This is a genomic window from Flavobacterium sp. FlaQc-47, assembly GCF_044006475.1.
Lineage (GTDB): Bacteria > Bacteroidota > Bacteroidia > Flavobacteriales > Flavobacteriaceae > Flavobacterium.
In genome coordinates this window covers 360,845-386,229 of record NZ_JBIPCQ010000005.1, presented here as the reverse complement: position 1 = coordinate 386,229, position 25,385 = coordinate 360,845, and the positions used below count along the sequence as shown (strand labels likewise).

The following is a 25,385-nucleotide window of genomic DNA, read 5'->3' as shown; positions in this document are numbered from 1 at the left end:
GCATTCACCGTAGCGAATGCCTCTTTTACATTTTTAAGAATTACTTATTTCTTTATAATCTTACTTTTATAGACAATTTTATTATTTTCAGTCAAAGTATAAACATAGATTCCCGATTGTAAATAATTTACAGGAATAACAGTTGTACTTAAATCCTGATTTGCATTTATTTCAACAGGCTTCGTAACTAAATGTCCTGAAATGTCATATAGATTTAACTTCAGAATTTTATCATTATTCGCTTTTACAACAACATTTAAAACATCCGTTGTTGGATTAGGGAATGCTTGTACAAAATATCCGTTCTTGGTTTCATAATCAATTGTAGACAAGTTTGTCGCTTTTAGTTCAAAACGTGCAATTACAGGTCCGTGATCAGAAGTTGTATTGGTATAATTTGCAATATCTGTACGCGGATCATAAACGGCAATTGAATTTTGAATGTAATCATCGTTTAATTCATTAGAAATCATAATATGATCAAGGAATCCGCTTGAACTTAAATAACTAAAAGCTCCAGCCTGACTAATACCTAAAGTAAGGGCATTATAATTTACCTGATCATCCACAAACATTTTGTAAGACGAAGGATTTGGCGTAATTACTGATGCTTTTACATCATCATTATAATCTCCTAAAATAACTAAATTAGAATTTGCATAGTAAAGGTCTAAACTGTCTTTTAAAACCTGAGCATCATATTTACGCATATTATATCTGGCAATATCAGATCCGCTATTGGCGCGTGCATGAATATCAACTAAATTAAGCAGTTTTTTAACTCCGCCAAGATTTGTTTCGATCTGAACCATGTATGGCAAACGTCCTGAAGAGAAAAAACTTGCTCCATTACCGCCTGGATAATTTGGTAAAGTTGTCGTTCCCGCACGTACCTCATCATATAAATCCTTAAACATTACGCGGGTATCTGTTACAGTTGCTGTTTGCGTATTATAGATTACAACTAATTTTTGAGGAGGAAAATTAGGGTCTGCCGGATTAAAAGAATAAGACCATGATGTTGAAATCGTTTTGTCGAATGTTTTTCCGTTGATACTGATTTTTTGTATCAAAGCATCTAGAGCAGGTTCATCAGATACTTCCTGAACTACATAAACATCTGCATTAAGTTTGTTCATTACTTTAGCAACATTTTCAATTTGTAAAGCATTATCAGTTGGACCAAATTCTACTCCGTCAGTACCTTTAACAGCTGTACCAAAAAACTCCAAGTTGTAGCTTACAATATCAAAAGTATCTGCTTTTGGAATGGAAGATCCGGTTACAGAACCAATGGTTTTGTTTAATGAAGTTCCTGTTACTGTAAACACTCCCGAAATCTTTAATGCTTTTACTGAAGGCGTAAATCTAACATAAACTGTTTTTCCTGCTGCTGCATCTGCATCAGTAACAATAATACTAGTTTGAAATGTAGTATCATCTAAAGATATTTGATAATCTGAAGGAGCTGTAATTGTGATATCATTGTAACCGCTTGCTTTAAAAACAAACGACTGACTTGCAGAAACTGAATTTGGCAATACATCTCCAAAATCTAAAATAGGATTTGCAGCTACATAACCTATTTCGTTTGTAATCGCTACGTCATCAAGTGACCATTCAGCGGCATTATTTGTACCTCCGGCTGTAGTAACATAAACCCAGGCAAGGTAGGTATGATTGGTTTTATAATTGCTTAAATTTATAAATTGTGATTGCGCATAAGTTCCTGTAGTGGTTGGGAAATTACCCGGTAATTCTGTCCACGTTGCCGTTTCAGGACTGCTTTTACCATCGTAATCTGTAGAAACCATTAATTTTAAATCAGTTCCTGCATAAAATTTACGAGAGAAGAAGGATAGTAAAGGAAATTGACTAAAATTATCCAAACGTAATTTCGGCGAAACCAACCAGTCTTTACTAGCTCCTGTATCAGAATATCCATTCATAATTACTGCACCTGCACCAGAATTTATATTTCTTGCCACGGTAGTTGGTGTCCATTTATTAAGAGGACCTGCAACATTATATTGCATCCAACCGCTATTTGTCAAAACATTTGCATCATTAAAACCTTGTACATAAGGATTAATTCCTGTTCCTGTCAATGTTATTGTTTTGGTAGTTGCACCAGTTGTTTCATGAGATATTTGTCCTGAAAAACTACCTATAGCACTTGGAGTTCCTTTAACATAAACAGTTGGCGTTGCATTTAAATCAAAAGCTGAAGCCGGAAATGTCAATGAAGTTCCAAAAGTAATACCGTCGGCTGAAATTGTAAAATTTCCGGTAGCAGTAACAATTACATTGGTTGAAACATTACTTCCCTGAATTTGGTAAGTTGCTATATTTGAATCATAATTAGCTTCTGAAAATCCTAAATCAAGAGTATTAATTGTGGTTGATAAAGACGGAACCACAACACTTGATGTTGTAACATCTAATTGATTAGAAACTGCCTGAATATTTCCAAAAAGATCTTCTGAAACAGAGAAAACAGAATAAGCTGTATTAAGTGCTAAACCAGATAAAGTTTTAGAATACACCTGAGATTGATCAGCAATATCTAAAAGTCCTGATTGTAAAGCCGCAAGATCATCAGCACCATTACCTGCTTTAATTTGAGCAACTGTTGGCGCTGCACTTCCTGAAGGTAATAGAACAAAATATGTTTTACCCGGCTCATCTAATTTATTAGAGAAATCAAAACCTCCGGATAAAATATTTTCTGCTTTTGGATAACCGGCTTCATTTACCGGAGCCGTAATATCACTTCTGATATCAATATTATCAATGGCAAAAGAAGGACGGGCACCTCCACCAGAAACTTGTCTGGAAATCCATCTTATTTGCACGACAGGCTGATTATCACACTCTGCCGGTAATGTTACTTTTATTGTTTTTACATTTTGTGGAGTTGTAACAGCCGTTATTTGTTTTACATCATTGTTAGAATAAGCAGTGGGTAATAATGTTGTAAAAACAGCAGTAGTTCCTACTCTATATTGCAAAACCATTTCGTTAATACGAGTATTAGTAGTAGTTGGCGGTACATCATAAGGATTACGAATTGTCATTGCATCAAATTTAACCTGTATGTTCGTTTGTCCTGTAGTGGTAAATGCAAAACCGATAGCCAAATCAAGTGAACCTGTGTTCAAAAATCCAATTTTACCATCATAGTTGTGAAAATTACCGCTATTGGTAACCGCTGTACTGCTGGCAAATAAAGCTCTGTCAGCAGTCATAGTCGCTCCGGTTAAAAAAGTTGCACCAGGAGCTATTCCCGCTGTCCATCCCTGAAAACCTGAAGGATAAGTTGTAGAGGTAGCAGCTAACCCATTAAAATTTTGTGTATATGGCAATGCTTGTGCCGCTGGCATTGTCTGAGCAAATAAATTGCCCGACAAGCAACAAAAAAAACTTAAAAAAGCCATAAAATGGCGTACAGAGTAATTGTTTTTCATACGTTTAAAAAATAGAGTTTTTATAGGTCAAATTTATAGACTCTAAAGTTAAGCCAATATTGTGAAACCATAAACTTATTGTTTCGCATATTATGAACATCTGGTAACAAAAGCCATTTTATTGACAAATTAATTAAACAATTAATACACATACATTGACTTTACGGCATTATCTATTATTGTGAGAATTCACTCAGCCACATGTTTTTAACAAGATAAAACTTTATTTTAATTCATTAAAAGCAATAAAAAAGGCTATCTTGAATCAAGACAGCCTCATATTAATTATACGAAAAACTTTAAATTGCGGTGTATCCACCATCTGCAATTATGTAACTTCCGGTTGTGAAAGAAGATTTTTCAGAACTTAGAAAAACTACTAATTCTGCAATTTCTTCTGAGGTTCCTAAACGGTTCATTGGTGCTTTTGCTGCAATAGCGCTCATAGCCTCATCGTTAAGATTGTCTTTTAATAAAGCAGTTTCAATATAACCCGGACCAATTGCATTACAACGAATATTTTTTTGTCCGTATTCGGCAGCTATATTTTTAGTTAAACCTACAACGCCATGTTTTGACGCTGTATATGCCGGACTTAATGGTGCTGCAACTTGCCCGTGTATAGAGGCAATGTTGACAATACTTCCTCCTCCATTTTTTTCCATTTGTTCTAACTGATAACGACAGGCATAAAAAACACCACTTAAATTTAAGGCAATTACCTTATCCCATGCTTCCGGTTCATATTCTCCCGTTGGTTTCGCCGGACCACCCATTCCTGCGTTATTACAGGAAATATCAAGTCGGCCATATTTAGAAACAGTAACTTCAACCATATGTTTATTGTCGCTTGCGCTTGATGAATCTCCTTTTACAAAAAAAGCTTCTCCACCATTATCCTTTATAATTTTTACAGTTGCTTCACCGTGTTCAACGTTAATATCTGAAAGTACTACTTTTGCTCCTTCGCGAGCGTAAGCTTCTGCCACTGCACGTCCAATTCCTGAACCTCCACCGGATACAAAAGCGACTTTGTTTTCTAAAAGTGCCATATTTAATATATTTTAAATTTGTACTACAATTTACAAAGATATTAACCGGTAATCTCCATGAAACAGCGTTTTAGAATAACATTAACGCAGTTTGCCAATCAAATGTTATTTTAGAAAAAAAGCCCTGAAACCAGCAAAAAATTTATTATTTAAAGAGAATTATTCTTCATCTAATTTCATATTTCCTCTGTCTTTATGACTTTCAGGATCAGAATTAGGATATCGATTTGGTGTTACATCTGAGTTTCTGTCTTTGTTTTCTACGGTTTTTTGCGCTTCCTCTTCTGTAGCCACTCCGCGATTGCCATTTTCTTTAGTGTTTCCAGAGTTGTCCGGAACTTTTTTTATTTCTTCGTTCTCATTTCTGGCTCTCTCTACAACTTCTTTATTTCCATCCTGATCTGTTACAACTTCTTTTTTCATCTCTGATTTGTGAGATTCTTTATCATGAGAAATATTTTTTCCTTTAGATTCGTCTATGTCTTTTTGTACTCCATTTATCTTTTTTGATCCTAAATTATTAGTTTCCATAATTTTATATTTTAGCGTTAGTATTATAATATTACGAATTCTCACGCTAAAAATTAAGTGCTTTAACATTGCTTTTGGTTTATTTGACCAATATTTTAATTCCTTATCAAACAAAACTATCTTTGCCACAAAAAAGCAAACATGCACAGACACTTCATTCTTTTTAAACCGTATGGCTATTTGAGCCAATTTATCTATGAATTAAAAAGAAAGAAAAAGCTTTTAGGCGAATTACACGATTTTCCGGAAGGGACAATGGCGATTGGCAGACTTGACGAAGATTCTGAAGGATTGCTTTTACTCACTACGGACGGAAAAGTAAGCGAACAAATAAGAAGCAAAAAAGTCGATAAAGAATATTATGTTCAGGTCGACGGCGTTATTACTCCCGAAGCCATTGAACAATTACAAAAAGGTGTTGAAATAGGTTTTGATGGCGGAAAATACAAAACCAAACCTTGCTCTGCTTTTATTGTTACTGAAATTCCTGATTTTGGACCAAGAGCAAAAAAAATAAGAGATGAAAGACACGGACCAACTTCATGGGCATCAATAACGGTGAATGAAGGAAAGTTTCGTCAGGTCAGGAAAATGACCGCTGCGGTTGGTTTTCCCACTTTGCGATTAGTTCGGGTTCGTATAGGAAATGTATATTTGCAAAACCTGAAAGCCGGAGAAATTATTGAAGTTCCCGATTTTAAATTAGAGAATGAGACTAATTAGAAAATGTATCAATTTGAAAATTAGATAATTCTTTAATTTACGATCAAACAAATAAACAATTAACCAAATAAACGATAATGCTAAACGTTGTTCTTGTAGAACCGGAAATCCCAAATAATACCGGAAATATTGGTCGGTTATGTGTGGGCACAGAAAGTAGATTACACCTAATTCATCCGTTTGGGTTTGTGATTAATGATAAAAACCTGAAACGTTCCGGTTTGGATTATTGGGTACATCTTGACGTTACCGAATATCAAAACATTGAAGAATGGATCAGTCAGATTCCGGATCAATCTCGTGTTTTTTTAATGAGTTCCCATGCCGATAAATCATATCTTGAAACTGATTTCCAGGATGGAGACTGGTTGGTTTTCGGGAAGGAAAGTGTTGGCTTGAGCCAGGAAGTTTTGGCACGTTTCGAAAATCATTTAACGATTCCAATGTCAAAATTAATCCGAAGTTTTAATATTGCAAATTCCGTGGCTTTTGTGGTTGGAGAAGCTAAGAGGCAAATTGGATTGAAGGTTTAATCGTTTATTTGTTTTGGTGTTGAATCGAATTTTATAAAACCGATTTCCTGCAAGGTTTTTTCAACCTTGTAGATATAAACTAGATTTTGATTAAAAACACTTTTCAATACCATACCTACAAGGTTGAAAAAAACCTTGCAGAATAACTCAAAATCGCTAAGCTCTGGAGGAGCGTAATATTTATAGCAAAAAAATCAGCCTGCAAATAAGCTCTAGCAGAGCGATATCTTAATTTTTTTTTGATGAATATTTCACCCCGATGGGGTTCTATTAAATCCGTTTTATTTCTTCTATAAATATAACGTCCCGCTGGGACTTATTAATAGAATGATATTAATCTTGAAGTAATAATTAAAAAAACTAAGTGATCACAAACTTCCCTTTATCTGCATCAAAAACAATATTTTCATCCTTGAATAAAGTGGCGAAACTTCCTTTTGAAATTAAATAACATGGTTCGTCCTGAACTATTAAATCTGTTGTCATAATAATCATTTCATCGCTTAACTGAATCGCCAAATCAATATCATGTGTCGAAAACAAAATACATTTTTGAGTTTCCTGCGTTAGCTTTTTTAGTAATTTGAACAATGAAACTTTGTGTAATAAATCAAGATGTGTTGTAGGTTCATCTAAAATAATCAGCGGAGTATCTTGTGCCAAAGCCCTTGCAATTAAAACTTTTTGTAATTGTCCGTCGCTGATTTCGTAATGTTTTTTTTGAGCCAAATGTTCGATTTGAGTTAAAGCTAATGCTTCCTGAACTTTCTCAATATCAGTTTCGGTCAAAGTACCAATCCAGTTGGTATAAGGCTGACGTCCTAATGCAACTAATTCAAATACGGAAAGATTACTTGGCGGCAACTTTTCGGTTAAAACCAAACTTAAATTTTGTGCTAAATCTAAAGGTTTATAGCTGTTTATATTTTTATCATTCAGCAAAACTTCTCCTTTTAAAGATTGCTGAATCCCTGTAATAGTGCGTAACAAAGTCGATTTTCCAATACCGTTTGCTCCTATTAATGAAATGAGTTTTCCTGATTTTAAATTCAAATTCAAATTTTCTGCAATGGTTACAGTTGCTTTTTTGGACTTATAGCCAATGGTTAAATTTGAGGTTTCTAAGATATTTTTCATTTTTTAAAGTTGCTAAGGTTCTTAGATACTAAGTTGCTGAGTTTTTTTATGCTGATTTATTTTTTAAACACATAGAAACATAGGTTTCTTTGTATTATTAAAAAAGGAAAATTAAAATTTACTTGTAAATTAAACATAGCTTCAGTGCTAATATTTTGGAAGTAATCTGAAATATTCATTCACAAATGTTTTTTGACCTTCTTTAAAGATATTAAAGCAATTAAAATTAATTATTATTCCCTTTGGTGCCTTTAAAAGCTTCATGTAAGTTAGAAGTTGAGCTTGATGCACTGCATTTATTTCTGAAACTGTTTTCAGTTCTACTACCAAACAATTTTCAACAAATAAATCACATCTAAAATCTGCGACTAGTTCCTTCTCTTTATATAGAATTGGGACTCGCATCTCTGTGAAAAAATTTAATTTTCTTTGTGAGAGTTCTTCTTTTAAGCACTGATGGTAAACATTTTCAAGTAACCCTTTTCCAATTATTTTGTGCACTTCTATTGAAGCTCCTAAAACTTCATATGTTAATTCATCCAAATATTTCTGAGTAATCATTAATCTTTTTAATTGAAATAAAAACTATGTTTCTATGTGTTAAAAAGCAATATTACGAAATATATGTAAGTTTTTACTTAAAATTTCTTTTTCGCATTAACAACCAGACTACAACCGGCGCTCCAATGATTGAAGTGATTGCATTGATTGGCAATGTGGTATCTAATCCCGGTAATTGCGAGGCAATATCGCAAAATAACATAATTATTCCGCCATAGAAAAAAGTGCTCCAATACAAAACTGCGTGATTACTGGTTTGAAAAGTAAGCTTTGCGATATGCGGAACCGCTAATCCTATAAACGCAATTGGACCCGCAAAAGCCGTTATGCTGCCCGCCAGAATACTTGTTGCAAATATGATTGTCAATCTCGCTTTTTTATAATTCAAGCCCATACTTTTTGCGTAATTTTCACCAAGAAGCAAGGCATTTAAAGGTTTTATACTGCCTGCACTTAAAAGCAAACCAATACCTACACAAACCGCCAAAACAACAATTGATGTCCAGGAAAGATTTCCAAGACTGCCTAATGACCAAAAAGTAAATTTTTGCAATTGTTCTGCTGAACTAAAATAGGTTAAAACCCCAACAATAGCACTGGTAAAACTCCCAAACATGAGTCCCACAATTAAAATTGCCATTGTATTTCGCAAACGCTGTGCAACTAGTAAAACGAGTAATAAAACCGAAACGCTCCCTAATGTCGAAGCCAATACAAGCCCGTAAGGTGATAGTAAAATTGAATTTAAAAAGGATGGCAATAATCCTGCACCTAAAATTACAATTGCAACTGCTAAAATTGATCCTGAACTTAGACCTAAAACATCCGGTCCTGCAAGCGGATTTCTAAATAAGGTTTGCATTAACAATCCGCTTATAGATAATCCTACTCCAACTAAAAAAGCCGTTATTGCTTTAGGTAACCGATAGTTAATAATTATATATTCCCATGTCGATTTACTTGCCTGACCGCCTGTTAAACTGGTATAAACTTCCCTGAACGGGATTGTAACTGATCCCAAACTTACGTCCAGAAAAAACATAAACAAAAGTGCCAGACCAAGTATGGAAAACAGGATTATATTTCGCTTTTTATTTGTCAATGAACTTAGTTTAATTTAGATGCAAAAGTAAATTCATAGCTTGGCAATAAATCAGGATGAAAAATCTTGATATAATCTTTTAAAACTAAATCCGGGCGGCTTGGAGCCAATTCATAATAAACGGTTCCGCCTGTCGCTCCAAATTTACCCTCAAATGTATAAACGTTTTTATTTTTAAAAGCATCAAACTGACCATAATGCGGATTTGCTTTTTCAATTTCGGCTAAAGATTTAAACGATCCTGAAGCAATCCAGAAATTCGCCGTTTTAGCTTTTACTAATATTTTTTCAAAAGACAATCCTTCACTTCCTGTTCCTTTTAAATCTGCCCATAAATAATTTGCGTGGGCATCTTTCATAAATTGCGCCACCCAGCTATTTCCTTTTGCAACATACCAAACATCCTGATACATAGAACCGTATAATACGGTTGAAGTTGCAGGTTTATCAGCAACTAATTTTTTTGCCTGATTGTAACTCATAACAATTTTATCAAATAATTCCTTTGCTTTTTCTTCCTTGCCAAATAAAGCACCGTAAAGCTTGATCCATTCTGCTTTTCCCAGTGGAGATTGTTCCATCCAATCGGCTTGGATTAAAACGTTTAATCCACTTTTTTTCAAATTTTCCAATGCCGGATTATTATTATCTACACCAAAAGTGACAATTAATTCCGGAGCAATTTCAATTAATTGTTCGATGTTTAATTTCTCGTTTTCACCTACATTTTTAACAGAACCTTTGTCTATTAAAACTCTGGTTTTTTCTGATGACACATAATCGGTGTGGGGGAAACCCACTAATTTATCCTCAACTTCTAACATTTCCAAGAACGGGATATTTGTTGTTGATGTGACTACGACAGATTCTAACGGAACTTTTATTGTGGTATATTTTTGTAAACTATCGGGAACTTTTGCTTCTTTTTCTTTTAAAACATAGGTATATTTTGCCTTGGCATTTGGCCAGGGATCCGTAACGGTTACTACAGAATATCCCTCATGTTTTATAATTGAAAGTCCTGTTGCATATTCAATACTGTTTGTCGCAATTTCAGGTTTTGTAATTTCCGGAGTTTCATTCTTTTTACATCCAATAAGAAGAAAAAAAGGTACAATAAAAATTAATTTAGATAATAAATGTTTCATCTGCAGGTTATATTATTTTTAGGAATATGGTTTCGCTTTTAGCTAATTTTACTCGCAATTTGAATAATTACGATTTTTTGATTTACATTTTGCTAGTGACAAAGGTAACGCAATTTCTATTTTTTTTGACTACCTTTATTCTTACAAAACCCAAAAAATACCATCTTTAACCTATGAACAGCATAAAAACAAAAGTTTGCTCAGGCTGTGAATCTTCATTTAATTGTGGAAATATTTCGGCAGAAAGTAAATGTTGGTGCAATGACTTCCCTCCTATTTTTAATCTTTCTGACGGAGGAGATTGCCTTTGTCATGTTTGCTTTAAAGAAGCTTGCGAAGACAAAATTGATGCTTATGTTGAAACTCTTACACCTCAAAGAGCCCTTAAAAACAAAGCGATTTCTTTACCCAAACAAGAAAAACTTATTGAAGGAATTGACTATTATATCGAAAATGGCAATTATGTTTTTAAAGCCTGGTTTCATTTAAAAAGAGGAACTTGCTGCGAAAATGATTGCCGTCATTGCCCGTATTGAATTGTTAATTATAAATTGTTAGTTCCGGACAAATTTTTAAACACGATGGGTTTTGCGTTAGGGATAGAAGCGATATCCTTTTATTTTTTTCTTTAGAAAATAAAAGATATAGCGGATAGCCCGACCGAAGGGAACGCCATAATTCATAACTTACAACTCAAAATTCATAATTAAAAAAAATGATTTACCTAATTACCGGAGGCGAGCGATCAGGAAAAAGCAGTTATGCCCAAAAATTAGCTTTAGAACTTTCAGATACACCAATATATGTGGCGACGGCGAGAAAATGGGACGCTGATTTCCAGACCAGAATCGACCGTCATCAACAAGAACGGGACGAACGCTGGACGAATATTGAGAATGAAAAATATTTAAGCGAAATTAATTTTACCGGAAAAGTAGCTTTGATTGATTGTGTGACGCTTTGGTTAACGAACTTTTTTACGGATCATAAATATGATGTGAATCTAAGTTTGGAAGAAGCAAAAAAGGAATTTCTTTTAATTGCCAATCAGGAGAATGCAACACTAATTATTGTGACAAACGAAATAGGAATGGGTGTTCATGCCGAAACTCATATTGGCAGAAAATTCACGGAGTTACAAGGCTGGATGAATCAGTTTTTAGCCTCAAATGCAGATGAAGTTGTTTTAATGGTTTCAGGAATTCCGGTAAAGATTAAATGAAATTCCAAAATTTTTAAATTCCAAATTCCAACGTTATACTTTATCTTTACTTAAATCTTAAAATTTTCAGATTCTTATTTAATTCGAATTGTTTTTGAAATTGTCATTGAAATTGATTTTCGCAATTGCTATTAAATTGGAATTTGGAATTTAAAAAATTGGAATTTAAAAATGAGCTATTTAGATGATATCTTAAAATCACGCCGCGATACACGACATTTCACTACGGATGAAGTTCCTGATAAAGTGATCGAGAAAGCTTTGCAAGCCGGACATTGGGCACCATCTGTTGGATTGACGGATGCTACTCGATACTATATCATTAAATCTCCTGAGGTTAAAAATGCTGTAAAGAATTTGTTTTTAGATTATAATACAAAAGCAGCAGAACTTACTGATAATCCGGAACAAAAGGAACATTATAAATCGCTGAAACTGGAAGCGATTGAAGAAGCGCCAATTGGATTAATTATCGCCTATGATAGATCTGTCCTCAATCAATTTACAATTGGAACTGTTGGAAGTAACGAAGCGGTGAAATTCAGTTCGGTATGTGCGGCGCAAAATATCTGGCTTTCTCTTACTGAGCAAGGTTTCGGAATGGGTTGGGTTTCGATTTTGAACTATTATGAATTTAAAAAAATTCTTGATTTACCGGATAATATTGAACCGTTAGGCTATTTCTGTATTGGAAAACCGGCTACGAATTACGACAATCAACCCATGTTACAGCAATTGAATTGGAAACAAAAATCTGAAGCTCCAATTTGTACGGAAATTAAAAATATTGTAGAAAGTTGTGTTTCAGATTTACCTTTAAAATCTCCAAACAAATTCGAATTTAAAAATGATTTCGCAACTCTTTTACAAGAAAAAATAGATTCTAAAACGAAACCTATCGGTGCTTTGGGAACTTTAGAAACTTTGGCTTTTCAAATGGCGACGGTTTTTGAATCCCTGAATCCTAAAATAATTAACCCTAATATTGTGGTTTTTGCTGCTGATCACGGAATCGCTAATCATGGCGTTAGCGCTTATCCACAAGATGTTACCCGCCAAATGGTAGCTAATTTTCTGGAAGGCGGTGCTGCAATCAATGTTTTCTGCAATCAACACAACATTACTTTGTCTATTGTTGATGCCGGCGTAAATTATGATTTCCCTACAAATGCGAACCTGATAAATGCAAAAATTGCAAAAGGAACTCAGTCGTTTTTACATATTCCGGCAATGAGTGAAACCGAATTACAATTGTGTTTTGAAAAAGGAAAATCAATTATTGAAGATATTGCTAAAACGAGTTGTAACTGTATTGGTTTTGGCGAAATGGGAATTGGAAATACTTCTACAGCTTCGGTTTTAATGAGTATTTTAACCGATATACCCATCGGAGAATGCGTTGGAAAAGGAACTGGCGTTGAAAATGAGAAATTATTGCAAAAACAAAACATCCTTAAAAACGCCATAAATAATTATTCCGGTCCAGCCGAATTACAACAACAACTCGCCTATTTTGGAGGTTTTGAAATCATCCAGATTGCCAGCGGAATGTTAACTGCTTTCGATAATAAAATGCTGATTTTAGTGGATGGTTTTATTTGCAGCGTTGCCTTTTTGATTGCTTCAAAAATAAATCCGCAAATTATAAAAAATGCAGTTTTCTGTCATTGTTCCGCTGAGAAAGCGCATCAAAAATTATTAGATTATTTAAATGCAAAACCTGTCCTGCATTTAGATTTACGTTTGGGCGAAGGAACAGGTTGTGCGATTGCGTTTCCTATTTTAAAATCGGCAGAAGCATTTTTGAATGATATGGCGAGTTTTGAAAGTGCCGGAGTTAGTAAAAAGTAGCGAAGTCGCAGTTTTCAGTTTCAGTATTCAGTTTCATCTTATATTTATCATCACACTTTCTTATAATGAAAAAAGAACTACATATTTTCTTCACTTCCTTAATGTTCTACACCCGAATTCCCTGTCCGAAAAACATAGATCATCATCCTGATTATTTAAATAAGGCAACTCGGTATTTTCCTTTAATTGGCTGGATTGTGGGTAGTATTTCTTTTTTAGCGTTTTATGTTTTTTCCCTTTTTTTATCAATAGAAACTGCGGTAATTATTGCTCTTATTATTTCTGTACTTACAACAGGAGCTTTTCACGAGGATGGTTTTGCTGATGTTTGTGATGGTTTTGGCGGAGGATGGACGAAAGAAAAGATTCTGATAATCATGAAAGACAGTGCCATTGGCGCTTATGGAGCGATTGGTTTGGTTTTACTTTTTTTACTGAAATTTAAATTACTTTCTGAAGCTATTTTACTTTTCAAAGGAGATAATCCTGTTGCACTTTTTCAAATTTATCTCTTGTTTATATCTGCTCATGCTTTGAGTCGGCTTGCTGCGATTTCAATTATATTTACACATGAATATTCTCGTGAAGATGCTTCATCCAAAAGTAAACCCATCGCTAAAAACCATACCTGGAAAGAAATTTCAGGTTCCATTTTCTTTGGATTAATTCCGTTATTAGTTTTATCCTATTTCCAGTATAAATTTATTTTGGCTTTACTTCCTGTTTTTATAATGCGCTATTTTTTGGCGCGCTATTTTCAAAAATGGATTGATGGTTATACGGGAGATTGTCTTGGAGCCACGCAACAGGTTTGTGAAGTTATTTATTATTTAAGTATTCTTTTTATATGGAAATTTATCTAGTTCGTCATACCGAAACCATTTGCGAAAAAGGAGTTTGCTACGGACAATCAGATATTGGTTTAGCGGAACCTTTTGACGCTGTTTTCAAAAATATTATTTCGCAATTACCACAAGAAGCCATTATTTTTTCAAGTCCATTACAACGCTGTTTAATTTTAGCCGAATACATTCAGAATATTATTAAAACAATTTCGTTTAAAAAAGAGGATCGTTTAATGGAAATGAATTTTGGTGATTGGGAGATGAAAAACTGGAATGATATTCCGCCTGAACAACTTAATCCCTGGATGGAGGATTTTGTGAATATTGCTGCTTTAAACGGAGAATCATTTGTTGAATTACATGAAAGAGTTGGTAGTTTTTTAGCTGAAATTCAAAAAGAAATAAATACGCCAATTATAATTGTAGCACACGCCGGAATTATTCGAAGCATATTATGTCATCATACTTTTTTACCCTTAAAAGATGCTTTTAACAATAAAGTAGATTTTGGAGACGTAATAAAAATAGCACTATAAAGATCATTTTGCTTAGAATTTGGCTTAAAAAGTTACATAAATTTGAAAATTCGCTAATTTTAACTTTATCTTTGCACGAAATTAAGGTTGTGTTCATTTCACAAACACATTAAAAGGGAATCAAGTTTTAATCTTGAGCTGTTCCCGCAACTGTAAGCTTAGTTCTGAAAAGAATGTTTGTTGTTAACTACAAAACCACTGGTCGCACTGCGAATGGGAAGGTAAACAACAAAACGCAAGCCAGGAGACCTGCCTTTATAAACAAAATATCGAACTCTCGGGAAAAAGAGTGTAGAAATTATGACTTTAAAAAAACTTTTCGCTTTTTGCTTATTATTGCTGTGCCAAATTATTTGCGCGCAAAGCGATTCTATTACTAAACTGAAAGAAGTTGTCGTTTCTGATGCTAATCTTAAGAAATATTCCAGTTCACAATCGGTTTTAAAGTTTAATGATTCCACTATTACTAAAAATGAAGCTTTACTTACTGACTTACTAAATTTTAATTCTACCATTTATTTTAAGGAATATGGTCGCGGAATGCTTTCGACAGTTTCTTTTAGAGGAACGACTGCATCGCAAACGGCTGTAATCTGGAACGGAATTAATATCAACTCTCAGATGAACGGAAGTACTGATTTTAATACCATTTCATCTTCTGATTATAATTCGATAAGTGTAAAAGCTGGTGGTGGAAGTGTCATTTATGGAAGCGGAGCCGTTGGAGGAACTGTTCATTTAAATAATGATTTAGGATTTTATAAGCGATTCGAAAACAATTTAAAGTTAGATTACGGAAGTTTTAATACTATTGGAATCAACTTTAAAACGAATATTTCGAATGAAAAATGGAGTGCTCAAATTGGCTTTTCTAAAAATAGTTCGACAAACGATTATAAATATCTGAATCAATACAACTGGAAAGGCGAACAGCGCCGGAATCAAAATGGTCAGTACGATATTATTACCCTGAATGCTAATGTTGGTTACAAATTTGATGTAAGAAACAGTCTTAAATTATACAGTCAAACTTCAAATACAGATAGAAACACCTCAATAATATCAGAAACTGAGACTAAAACCAGATATGTAAATGGTTTCAACCGAAACTTATTAGAATACGATGGTGATTTCGGAAAATTTACTACCAATTTAAAAGGTGCTTATATATTTGAAAATTACCAATATTACGGGAATATTTCTTCTAATAATTTTACTTACGGAAAAACAGAAAGCCTTATCACAAAAGCTGATTTAGGTTATCAAATTTCTAAATCAACACAAGCAAATGCCATTTTTGATTATAATAAAACTAAAGGTTACGGAAGCGGTTTTGGCGATCATGTCAGGGAAATCAGCTCAATTGCTTTACTGTTAAAACAAGAACTTTCGGCTGACTGGAAAAATGAGTTGGGTATCCGAAAAGAATTTACCGATAATTATGAATCACCTGTTTTATTTTCTCTGGGATCTTCGTATCAGTTTGGTAAATTATATAATGCAAAATTGAATTTATCCCGAAATTTCAGAATTCCAACTTTTAATGATTTGTATTGGGAAACGGGAGGAAATCCGGATTTGAAACCTGAAAGTTCTTATCAGGCAGAAATTGGAAATGTTTTCACAGTCAAAAACATCTCTTTAACGCAAACCTTTTATTACATGAAAATAAAGGATTTATTGCAATGGATCCCGGGAAATAATGGCATTTGGTCGCCGCAAAATACGGATAAGGTTAACAGCTATGGTGCTGAAACATTATTGAACTGGAAAAAACAATATGGTAAAAATTACTTTGAAGTAAGTGCAACTTACGCTTACACGGCTTCGAAAAATGAAGATACTAAAAAACAGCTTTTTTATGTTCCTTTAAATAAAGTGACAGGATCTGTTTCTTATTCCAGAAACAGAATTTCTGCCTATTATCAATTTTTATTTAATGGTTTTGTTTATACAAGAGCAGACAATGATCCAACAGAAATTATTAATGATTATAACGTTTCAAACATTGGGATTGATTATGATTTTAAATTTCTGGACACTTTCAAACTTGGTTTTCAAGTACTCAATGTTTTGAATAAGAAGTATGAAAGTCTGGAATACAGACCTATGCCTGGTCGCAATTTTAATATGTATTTAACCTTAAAATTTTAATATATGAAGTTTAGCAAATTATTTTTAATAGCACTTAGCGTTTCGCTATTCGTTTCGTGTTCAAATGATGATGAAGATAATACTCCAAAAGGAGTTTATGACAATGGTTTTTTTATTCTGAATGAGGGAACTTCACAAGGTACTGTTTCATTTTCAAGTAATGACTTAACTTCTTTTACAAAAGATGTTTATTCAACTGTAAATGGAAGTGATATACTTGGGAAATATGCACAAAATATCTTTTTTAGCGGAGACAATGCTTATATTATTTCTGGGGGAGCTAACAATATTACAGTAGTTAACAGATATACTTTTAAATTAATTACTAAAATCGAAACAGGTTTACTAAATCCAAGATACGGTGTTGTAAAAGATGGCAAAGCATATGTTACAAACGCAAATACATATTCATACGAAAATGCCGCAACAGGTGATACAGATGATTATGTAGCTGTAATTAACCTGTCAACTAATACGGTTGAATCAAAAATTGACTTAAATGCTACGGCTAACAGAGTGGTTTTAAAAGATGGAAAACTTTATATTACTGATGCTTATAATGATAAATTATTAGTAGTTGATATCGCTGCAAAAAAACTGGATACTCCTGTGCAAATTGGTTTTAACGGTGATTGTATTGAAGAAGAAAATGGAGTTCTATACATTTTAAAAGGAGGTTTTGGAAATAGCAGTGAACTTGTAAAAGTAAAAATATCAGACAAAACAACTACTAAAATTACTTTTCCGGAAAGCTTAAGTGGTGCAGGATTTATGGATATTGAAGACAATAAAATTTATTACACAGTAGGAAGTTCTGTTTACACGATGAACACAAATGCTACTGCTGCATCAACAACGGCAATTTTAACATCTCCTGCGACTTATGTATATGGATTTGCAGTAAACGATGGGCGTATTTATGTTTCACAAGGAAACTTTACAACAGATGGCAAGGCTTACATTTACGATTTAACCGGAGCATTGCAAAAAGAATTAACTACGGGTGTAGGAACAAACGGCTTCTACTTTAATGACTAATTTTTAGTTTAGAATAAATTGTGTTTTTGGAATAATGCAATAATAAAAAAGGCTTTCATTACTGAAAGCCTTTTTTATTGGTTTTTATATTTACTATAATGATCTTAAAAGTCCTTCGGGAGCTTTTTCAATATACATTTGATTTCTGTAACCGTTCATTGCTTTAACATCTGTAAAGGTTTTTAAAATTACACCTTTATCCGTTTGTGCTTTTTTAGTCGTTATTCCGGTAATTTGAGAAATTGCTACATTAAGCAATGGCTCAGATGTTTCACCTAAAACGCCCAGATTACTCACACGCTCTATTTGCTCATAAGTTGGCTTTAAACCATCTGTATATTCGCCAAAATCAGCTGCATTTACTATTTTTAATACTAAAGGCTGCATTGCATATTTATGATTGGGATTTCTGTTTGCTTTTCCAAAATTTGGAGAGTCATATAATGTAACAGATCCTACATTTTTTCCAACAGTAGTTTCTCCTATTTGAATTACTGAAATATAAGGCACTAAACCGTTTATTACCAATTCACTTGCAGATGCTGTTCCGCTTGTTGTCAGGATATAAATTTTAGAAAGATTCAGGCTGCTAATAGCTGCGCCGTCAATTTTATCTACAAATCTATTATTTAAATATTCCGGATTATCAACCTGAAAAGCAGCGTTTATTTTATCGTTCCATTTTTCTTTAGAAAAAATCTTATCAGTAAACTGACCTGTAATCATACTTGCTAAACGTGTCGCTGTCTGGATAGAACCTCCTCCATTATATCTTAAATCAAGAACAAGATCTGTAATTCCTTGCGCTTTTAATTCGGCGAAAGCCGCATTAAGCTGCGCATCATAATTACCATAAAATCCGTTATACATTAAATAACCTATTTTATGACTTCCTGAAGTAATTACTTTATTGATAAATATAGGATTTTCGTCCAGAGTAGTTTTCACTAATGCAACAGTTTTTCCGTTAGATTCAAAAGTAGATCCATTGTACGTAACCATATTCAATGTATAACTATCAGCCGCTAAAAGTGATTGATAATTTGAAACCGTAAGTTGCGTTCCGTTTACTGCCGTAAAAAGATCACCACGTTTGATATCTTTTTTTGATGCATCAGAGTTTGGAATAATATAACGAACGTAACCTACTAAATCAGTAGTACTGTTAGGTTTATAACTTAGTCTGAAATCGACACCATCATTTTTTGAAGTTCCCTGAAGTTCCTGTTCTAAAACGGTATAATCATCAACAATCCAGCTAAAACGATCAATCGCCTGCCCTTTAGGGAATTTGCTGATAGGTTTATTTAATAAATCCTGAAATAAATCTTCTGGTTTAGAATATCCGCGTAAAAATGAATCAAGTGACGCTTCACGATCATCAGCTAAATTAGGAACATCTGCCTGCCATAAATAATATTGATTTAATCCTTTCCAGACAAAATTATTCACCTGCAAATCACCAGAAACAGCAACATCATCCTGATCCTCACAAGATTGTAAAGAAAAAGCAAGTATAAACAATAGCAGTACGCTCTTTAAAATTGTTTTCATATAGTATGTATCTATGTAGTACTAACGTAAAAATAGTATCTTTAGTTTTAACATTGATAATTTTAAAGTGTTTTTTTATTATAAAATTTTCACTTCTGCTGTAACAAAAATAATAGTGCCTCGTCTTGACTATATAAGCTTACTTATAATGGTTTATTTATAAAATTAAAATGACCATAAATTTATCGTTTAAGCGGTAAAGAAGGAAGCTTACAACATAACCAACCAAAAACCAACCAAAAATAAACCAGAGATGAATCAAAGTGTGTTTATAGAATTAATAAATCCTTTTAAAGACAAAGTTTTTCGTCTGGCAAAAAGATTATTAACCAGCACCGAGGAAGCCGAAGACGCCACCCAGGAAGTAATGGTGAAATTATGGAACAAGAAAGAGAATTTAGATTCTTATGGCAGCGTGGAAGCCTTAGCAATGACAATGACAAAGAATTATTGTCTGGATCAATTAAAATCGAAAAGGGCAGGGAATCTACAAATTGTTCATAATAATTATACAGATCGGGAACCTCAATTAGATAAAAAACTGGAGGATTCGAATAGTTTAGAATGGGTTGAAAAAATAATAAGCCAGTTGCCTGAACAACTACAAATATTAATTCAGTTACGTGATGTTGAACAATATGAGTTTGATGAGATTGCGAAAATTGTAAACATGAATGAAACGGCTATTCGGGTAGCACTTTCAAGAGCGAGAAAAAAAATTAGAGAAACAATGCTTAATACACACCGTTATGGAATTCAATAAAATAGAAGATATATTAGAAAAATACTTTCAGGGAGAAACCAGTATTGCCGAAGAAAATGAATTAAAAGAATATTTTTCTTCACCAGATGTTGCGCAGCATTTAGAACAATACAAACCTATTTTTGGTTATTTCTCTCAGGTAAAGGAACAGAAATCGACGCAGGAAATACCACTCAAAACTAAAAAACGAAATGTGGCGTGGTTATCAATTGCGGCTTCGGCTGTTGTTTTACTAGGAGTAGGAACTTATTTTTATGTGAGCGAAAAAAATACAACTCCGGTTGTAGCGCAATCAGAATTAGGAACCTATGATAATCCGGAAGAAGCCCTTGCTGCAACGCAAAAAGCTTTAGCCTTAGTATCAAACAATGTTAATGTAGGTATTGGAAGTGTACAATACATTAAAGAATATGAACAATCAAAAAACAAAATTTTTAAACAATAATTTAAAATCAATCAAAAATGAAAAATTTCATCATAACACTAGTTTTCGCATTCGTTAGCCACGCATTTTATGCACAAGGAGCATTTGATAAATTTGATGGTCAGGACGATGTTACATCTGTAATTGTAAACAAAAAAATGTTTGACTTAATGAGCAAAGTAAAAGTTGATGCTTCTGATAAGGAAACACAACAATATATTAAACTTATTAAAAAATTAGATTACCTGAAAGTCTTTACCACTAAAAACCCAAAGGTTGAAGCTGATATGAAAGCTTCTGCTGAAAAATATGTAAAAACAGCGGGATTAGAAGAATTAATGCGAATTAATGACGGTGGCAGAAACGTAAAAATATCTGTAAAATCAGGAGCAACAGATTCTCAGGTTAGAGAATTATTAATGTACGTTGATGGTGCTAAAAACGAAGAAACTGTTTTATTATCACTAACCGGTAATTTTGATATCAACGAAATTTCAGTACTTACAGACAAGATGCAACTTCCTGGCGGTGCTGACTTAAAAAAAGCCTCTAAAGGTAAAAAATAATATGAAAGCCAACATTTTTACCTCAGCCCTTTTAGTATTACTAACTTTAGTAAGTTGTAATTCTAACCCTTCATTACAGCGTTATTTTGTAGAAAATACAGATAATAAAGATTTTATCTCACTTGATCTTTCGCCTGATATTTTAAACTTAGAAAAAACAAAATTATCTGCCGAACAAAATGAAGCTTTGAAATCATTTGACAAAATGAACATTTTAGCTTTTAAAGCAAATGCAACAAACCAAACTCAATTTGAAACAGAAAGAGCCAAGGTTAAAGCGATTTTAAAAGATCCGAAATACCAGGAATTAATGAAGTTTGGTTCAGGTAAAGATGGCGCATCAATAAGTTATGTGGGTGCCGATGATAACATTGAAGAATTCGTAGTTTTTGCTAACAGAAAAGAAAATGGTTTTGCAGTTGTTCGTGTTTTAGGAAAAAACATGAACCCAAACAATATCATGACCTTAATGTCCGTTTTGAAAGAATCAAAAATCAATATGGAACAATTGAAACCTTTGCAGGAACTTATAAAAAAATAATATTTCTATCTTACTTTAAAACGAAGAAGCTCCAATTATGGAGCTTTTTTTATGTAACAATTTTGGAAGATTAGCCTGAATAATAGTATTACGTTTTACTTTGATCTGAACCGAATTTAATTATATTTGCGACTCACCAATTAATGATTAAATTATAACCATGGTACAAAAAACATCAAACGCCTTTATTGCGGCATCTTGGGTAGCTCTTGGAGCAGGAACAGTTGGTTTTATAGTTGGACTCGCAAGAGCCGAAATGCTACTAAACGAAAAAGGCTATTATTTCACAGTTTTAATGTTTGGTCTTTTTGCAGTAGTTTCATTGCAAAAAAGCGTTAGAGACAGACTTGAAAAACTTCCTGTAACTGATATTTACTACGGAATTTGCTGGTTCGGAACCCTTTTATCAATTGTATTACTGGTAGTAGGATTATGGAATGCTACAATTTTACCAAGCGAAAAAGGTTTTTATGCTTTTGCTTTTTTATTAGCATTGTTTGGAGCTATTTCTGTACAAAAAAACACAAGAGATAATATGTCATTATCTAATGAATAATATTTAAAACATATTAATTAAACCAACTTCCAAAAGTTAAACCACAAAAAAAGCTCCATTTTCATGGAGCTTTTTTTATATCAGGATTTGAGATTATTTACTCAAATACATTTTTCTTCTTGAATACAATTCATAGAATTGATCGTCTTTTAAGTCATCAATAAACAAGATGCTTTCTCCTGTTGATTTCATTTCTGGTCCTAATGCTTTGTTTACATTATGGAATTTACTGAAAGAGAAAACCGGCTGTTTAATCGCGTATCCTTTCAATTGCGGATTAAAATCAAAGTCAGTTACTTTATTGTGTCCTAACATTACTTTAGTAGCGTAGTTTACATAAGGTTCTCCGTATGCTTTTGCAATAAATGGTACTGTTCTCGATGCTCTCGGGTTCGCCTCGATAATATAAACCGTATCATCTTTAATCGCAAACTGAATATTGATTAAACCAACAGTTTTAAGCGCTCTTGCTATGTTTTCGGTATGATCTTTAATTTGCTGCATCACGAATTCTCCTAAGTTAAAAGGAGGCAATGTCGCATTACTATCTCCGGAGTGAACTCCGCAAGGTTCGATATGCTCCATAATTCCTATGATGTACACATTACCGTCAGCATCACAAATGGCATCAGCTTCAGCTTCAATTGCTCCGGCTAAATAATGATCAAGAAGCAATTTATTTCCTGGAATCGTTTTCAATAAATTGATAACGTGCTCTTCCAATTCTTTTTTGTTGATTACAATTTTCATTCCCTGACCTCCTAATACATAAGAAGGACGAATCAATAAAGGGAAGTCTAAAGTATCTGCTAATGCAGAAGCTTCGTCAGCTGTTTCAGCAATTCCGAATTGTGGGAAAGGAATATTTAATTCAGTCAATAAGTCTGAGAATCTTCCTCTGTCTTCGGCTAAATCAAGTGCATCAAAACTAGTTCCGATTATTTTTACTCCGTATTTAGATAATTTTTCAGCCAGTTTCAAAGCCGTTTGTCCACCTAACTGAACAATTACACCTTCTGGTTTTTCATGCTGAATAATGTCGTAAATATGCTCCCAGAAAACCGGTTCGAAGTATAATTTATCAGCTGTATCAAAATCTGTTGAAACCGTTTCAGGATTACAGTTAATCATGATGGTTTCATAACCACATTCTTTAGCCGCTAAAACTCCGTGAACACAAGAATAATCAAACTCAATTCCTTGTCCAATTCTATTTGGTCCGGAACCCAGAACTATGATTTTCTTTTTATCAGTAACAATACTTTCGTTATCTACATAGCGCTCGCCATTTGCTTTTTCGATTTCAGCTTCAAAAGTTGAGTAATAATAAGGTGTTTTTGCTTTAAACTCAGCCGCACAAGTATCAACTAGTTTAAACACACGGTTAATATTCTTCTCCATACGTAATGTATGTACTTCACTTTCTAAACAATTTAACATGTGAGCAATTTGTCTGTCGGCAAAACCTTTTTGTTTCGCTTCAAGCAAAAGTTCTTTTGGAAGAGTTCCTATTTTATAGTTCGAAATTTCTTTCTCTAAAGTATAAAGCTCTTCATATTGTTTTAAGAACCACATATCTATTTTTGTGATTTCATGAATACGGCTCAACGGAATTCCCATTGCGATTGCATCATAAATTACAAAAACACGATCCCAACTTGCAAAAGTTAGTTTCTCGATAATCTCTTCGTAGTTTTTATATCCTTTTCCGTCAGCACCTAAACCATTTCTCTTAATTTCAAGAGATTGAGTTGCTTTGTGTAACGCTTCCTGGAACGAACGCCCAATTCCCATTACTTCACCAACAGATTTCATCTGAAGACCTAAAGTTCTGTCAGCACCTTCGAATTTATCAAAGTTCCAACGAGGTATTTTCACAATTACATAATCAAGAGTTGGTTCAAAAAGAGCCGAAGTTGATTTAGTAATTTGGTTTTGCAATTCATCTAAGTTGTACCCTAACGCTAGTTTAGAAGCAATTTTAGCAATTGGATATCCTGTTGCTTTTGATGCCAAAGCAGATGAACGAGATACACGAGGATTAATCTCGATCGCTACGATATCTTCTTTTTCGTCTGGCGAAACTGCAAATTGTACGTTACAACCTCCCGCAAAGTTACCAATACTACGCATCATTAAAATTGCATAGTCACGTAATTTCTGGAATGTTTTATCAGATAAAGTCATTGCTGGCGCAACCGTGATCGAATCTCCCGTATGAATTCCCATAGGATCCATATTTTCGATTGAACAAATGATTACAACATTATCATTTTTATCTCTTAAAAGTTCTAGTTCGTATTCTTTCCAACCCATCAAAGCTTTGTCAATTAAAACTTCGTGTATTGGCGAAGCTTCTAGTCCGCGGGTTAAAAGCTCATCAAAATCTTCTTTTTTGTAAACAATTGCAGCTCCGGTTCCTCCAAGCGTAAACGATGGACGAATTACAAGCGGAAAACCAAATTCCTGAGCAATTTCTTTTCCTTCTAAATATGAAGTAGCTGTTTTTGCAGGTGCAGTTGGCACATTTATTCTTTCTAGAAGCTGTTTAAACTGCTCTCTGTCTTCAGTAATATTAATGGCGTTTACATCAACTCCAATTAATCTTACTCCAAAATCCTGCCAGATTCCTTTTTCTTCAGCTTCCAAACATAAATTCAAAGCTGTTTGTCCGCCCATTGTAGGCAAAACAGCATCAATTTGTGGATGTTCTTTCAGAATTTCAATAATCGATTTTGTCGTTAAAGGTTTCAAATATACATGATCCGCCATTGTTGGGTCGGTCATAATAGTTGCTGGATTTGAATTTATCAAGATAACTTCAATTCCTTCTTCACGAATAGAACGTGCAGATTGAGAACCTGCATAATCAAATTCGCAAGCTTGACCAATAACAATAGGTCCTGAACCTATTATTAAAACGGATTTTATTGATGTGTCTTTAGGCATTGTAATTTGTTTGTAGTTGTTGTTTTATTTTTTATTATTCATTGACATTTGAACAAATGCTTCAAAAATTTCTGCTCTGTAAGGATTCGTTTTTGCAATTATTAAAGAAATAGGAAATTTATTATTTTGCTT

The 25,385-nt window shown here is 33.6% G+C and carries 23 protein-coding genes and 1 riboswitch; of the genes, 14 read left to right on the top strand and 9 right to left on the bottom strand.

The genetic code is table 11. The features are described 5' to 3' along the window. Nucleotides 1-44 precede the first annotated feature (44 nt). The 3 genes from ACHRVX_RS18255 to ACHRVX_RS18245 form a co-directional block, all read right to left on the bottom strand. Complete coding sequence (locus ACHRVX_RS18255) at nt 45-3,467, bottom strand: choice-of-anchor J domain-containing protein (protein WP_395334770.1); 3,423 nt, start codon at nt 3,465-3,467, stop codon at nt 45-47. Nucleotides 3,468-3,766: 299 nt separating this feature from the next. After that, a complete protein-coding gene (locus ACHRVX_RS18250; protein WP_395334768.1) occupies nt 3,767-4,519 on the bottom strand; it encodes an SDR family NAD(P)-dependent oxidoreductase in 753 nt (250 codons plus the stop codon). A 159-nt stretch (nt 4,520-4,678) separates the two neighbouring features. Next, nucleotides 4,679-5,050, bottom strand: coding sequence for a hypothetical protein (locus tag ACHRVX_RS18245; protein WP_395334766.1), 372 nt, complete (start codon nt 5,048-5,050; stop codon nt 4,679-4,681). Nucleotides 5,051-5,191: 141 nt separating this feature from the next. Here ACHRVX_RS18245 and ACHRVX_RS18240 point away from each other — a divergent pair, with 141 nt between their 5' ends. Together ACHRVX_RS18240 and ACHRVX_RS18235 are read left to right on the top strand one after the other, a co-directional pair. Further along, nucleotides 5,192-5,773 (top strand): pseudouridine synthase, encoded by a 582-nt coding sequence (locus tag ACHRVX_RS18240; protein ID WP_395334764.1) that lies wholly within the window; start codon nt 5,192-5,194, stop codon nt 5,771-5,773. A 77-nt stretch (nt 5,774-5,850) separates the two neighbouring features. Next, entirely contained in the window at nt 5,851-6,306 is a 456-nt protein-coding gene (locus ACHRVX_RS18235) for a tRNA (cytidine(34)-2'-O)-methyltransferase (RefSeq protein ID WP_395334762.1), read from the top strand. A gap of 360 nt (nt 6,307-6,666) precedes the next feature. Here ACHRVX_RS18235 and ACHRVX_RS18230 read toward each other — a convergent pair whose 3' ends face one another. From ACHRVX_RS18230 to ACHRVX_RS18215, 4 genes are all read right to left on the bottom strand, one after another. After that, nucleotides 6,667-7,443 (bottom strand): ABC transporter ATP-binding protein, encoded by a 777-nt coding sequence (locus tag ACHRVX_RS18230; RefSeq protein ID WP_395334760.1) that lies wholly within the window; start codon nt 7,441-7,443, stop codon nt 6,667-6,669. Between the two features lie 147 nt (nt 7,444-7,590). After that, entirely contained in the window at nt 7,591-8,004 is a 414-nt protein-coding gene (locus ACHRVX_RS18225) for a GxxExxY protein (protein ID WP_395334758.1), read from the bottom strand. Nucleotides 8,005-8,077: 73 nt separating this feature from the next. Further along, nucleotides 8,078-9,106 carry an iron chelate uptake ABC transporter family permease subunit gene (locus ACHRVX_RS18220; RefSeq protein ID WP_395334756.1) on the bottom strand — a complete coding sequence of 343 codons (1,029 nt, stop codon included), beginning with the start codon at nt 9,104-9,106 and terminating at the stop codon, nt 8,078-8,080. A gap of 5 nt (nt 9,107-9,111) precedes the next feature. Continuing rightward, on the bottom strand, nt 9,112-10,254 hold the full coding sequence (locus ACHRVX_RS18215; RefSeq protein ID WP_395334754.1) for an ABC transporter substrate-binding protein: 1,143 nt from the start codon (nt 10,252-10,254) through the stop codon (nt 9,112-9,114). A gap of 173 nt (nt 10,255-10,427) precedes the next feature. Between ACHRVX_RS18215 and ACHRVX_RS18210 the strand changes: the two genes are divergently transcribed. From ACHRVX_RS18210 to ACHRVX_RS18180, 7 genes are all read left to right on the top strand, one after another. Beyond that, on the top strand, nt 10,428-10,790 hold the full coding sequence (locus tag ACHRVX_RS18210; protein ID WP_395334752.1) for a DUF5522 domain-containing protein: 363 nt from the start codon (nt 10,428-10,430) through the stop codon (nt 10,788-10,790). A 179-nt stretch (nt 10,791-10,969) separates the two neighbouring features. Beyond that, the gene (gene cobU / locus ACHRVX_RS18205) at nt 10,970-11,476 is read left to right on the top strand and encodes a bifunctional adenosylcobinamide kinase/adenosylcobinamide-phosphate guanylyltransferase (protein ID WP_395334750.1); all 507 of its coding nucleotides are present in this window, start codon (nt 10,970-10,972) and stop codon (nt 11,474-11,476) included. A 171-nt stretch (nt 11,477-11,647) separates the two neighbouring features. Beyond that, entirely contained in the window at nt 11,648-13,327 is a 1,680-nt protein-coding gene (gene cobT / locus ACHRVX_RS18200; RefSeq protein ID WP_395334748.1) for a nicotinate-nucleotide--dimethylbenzimidazole phosphoribosyltransferase, read from the top strand. Between the two features lie 65 nt (nt 13,328-13,392). After that, nucleotides 13,393-14,190: an adenosylcobinamide-GDP ribazoletransferase gene (locus tag ACHRVX_RS18195; protein WP_395334746.1), complete on the top strand. Its 798-nt coding sequence runs from the start codon at nt 13,393-13,395 to the stop codon at nt 14,188-14,190. Further along, nucleotides 14,175-14,708: an alpha-ribazole phosphatase gene (gene cobC / locus ACHRVX_RS18190; protein ID WP_395334743.1), complete on the top strand. Its 534-nt coding sequence runs from the start codon at nt 14,175-14,177 to the stop codon at nt 14,706-14,708. Before ACHRVX_RS18195 ends, cobC begins: the two co-directional genes overlap by 16 nt. Before the next feature lie 67 nt (nt 14,709-14,775). Next, nucleotides 14,776-14,980, top strand: a riboswitch (cobalamin riboswitch). Between the two features lie 28 nt (nt 14,981-15,008). Then, nucleotides 15,009-16,862: a TonB-dependent receptor plug domain-containing protein gene (locus ACHRVX_RS18185; RefSeq protein WP_395334741.1), complete on the top strand. Its 1,854-nt coding sequence runs from the start codon at nt 15,009-15,011 to the stop codon at nt 16,860-16,862. Nucleotides 16,863-16,865: 3 nt separating this feature from the next. Continuing rightward, nucleotides 16,866-17,900 carry a YncE family protein gene (locus ACHRVX_RS18180; RefSeq protein ID WP_395334739.1) on the top strand — a complete coding sequence of 345 codons (1,035 nt, stop codon included), beginning with the start codon at nt 16,866-16,868 and terminating at the stop codon, nt 17,898-17,900. Between the two features lie 93 nt (nt 17,901-17,993). On the opposite strand, the gene ACHRVX_RS18175 is transcribed toward ACHRVX_RS18180, so the two are convergent. Beyond that, nucleotides 17,994-19,454: a S41 family peptidase gene (locus ACHRVX_RS18175; RefSeq protein WP_395334737.1), complete on the bottom strand. Its 1,461-nt coding sequence runs from the start codon at nt 19,452-19,454 to the stop codon at nt 17,994-17,996. Nucleotides 19,455-19,707: 253 nt separating this feature from the next. Here ACHRVX_RS18175 and ACHRVX_RS18170 point away from each other — a divergent pair, with 253 nt between their 5' ends. The 5 genes from ACHRVX_RS18170 (at nt 19,708) to yiaA (ending at nt 22,304) form a co-directional block, all read left to right on the top strand. Further along, a complete protein-coding gene (locus ACHRVX_RS18170; RefSeq protein WP_395334735.1) occupies nt 19,708-20,217 on the top strand; it encodes an RNA polymerase sigma factor in 510 nt (169 codons plus the stop codon). After that, nucleotides 20,204-20,662, top strand: coding sequence for a hypothetical protein (locus ACHRVX_RS18165; RefSeq protein WP_395334733.1), 459 nt, complete (start codon nt 20,204-20,206; stop codon nt 20,660-20,662). The genes ACHRVX_RS18170 and ACHRVX_RS18165 overlap by 14 nt, the downstream gene beginning before the upstream one ends. Nucleotides 20,663-20,679: 17 nt before the next feature. Beyond that, nucleotides 20,680-21,207 carry a DUF4252 domain-containing protein gene (locus tag ACHRVX_RS18160; protein ID WP_394774150.1) on the top strand — a complete coding sequence of 176 codons (528 nt, stop codon included), beginning with the start codon at nt 20,680-20,682 and terminating at the stop codon, nt 21,205-21,207. A gap of 1 nt (nt 21,208) precedes the next feature. Continuing rightward, on the top strand, nt 21,209-21,748 hold the full coding sequence (locus ACHRVX_RS18155; protein ID WP_395334731.1) for a DUF4252 domain-containing protein: 540 nt from the start codon (nt 21,209-21,211) through the stop codon (nt 21,746-21,748). A gap of 160 nt (nt 21,749-21,908) precedes the next feature. Then, the gene (gene yiaA / locus ACHRVX_RS18150) at nt 21,909-22,304 is read left to right on the top strand and encodes an inner membrane protein YiaA (protein ID WP_213301687.1); all 396 of its coding nucleotides are present in this window, start codon (nt 21,909-21,911) and stop codon (nt 22,302-22,304) included. Nucleotides 22,305-22,397: 93 nt separating this feature from the next. Here the strand turns inward: yiaA and carB are convergent, their stop codons facing one another. Continuing rightward, nucleotides 22,398-25,253, bottom strand: coding sequence for a carbamoyl-phosphate synthase large subunit (gene carB / locus ACHRVX_RS18145; RefSeq protein ID WP_395334729.1), 2,856 nt, complete (start codon nt 25,251-25,253; stop codon nt 22,398-22,400). Between the last annotated feature and the right edge of the window lie 132 nt (nt 25,254-25,385).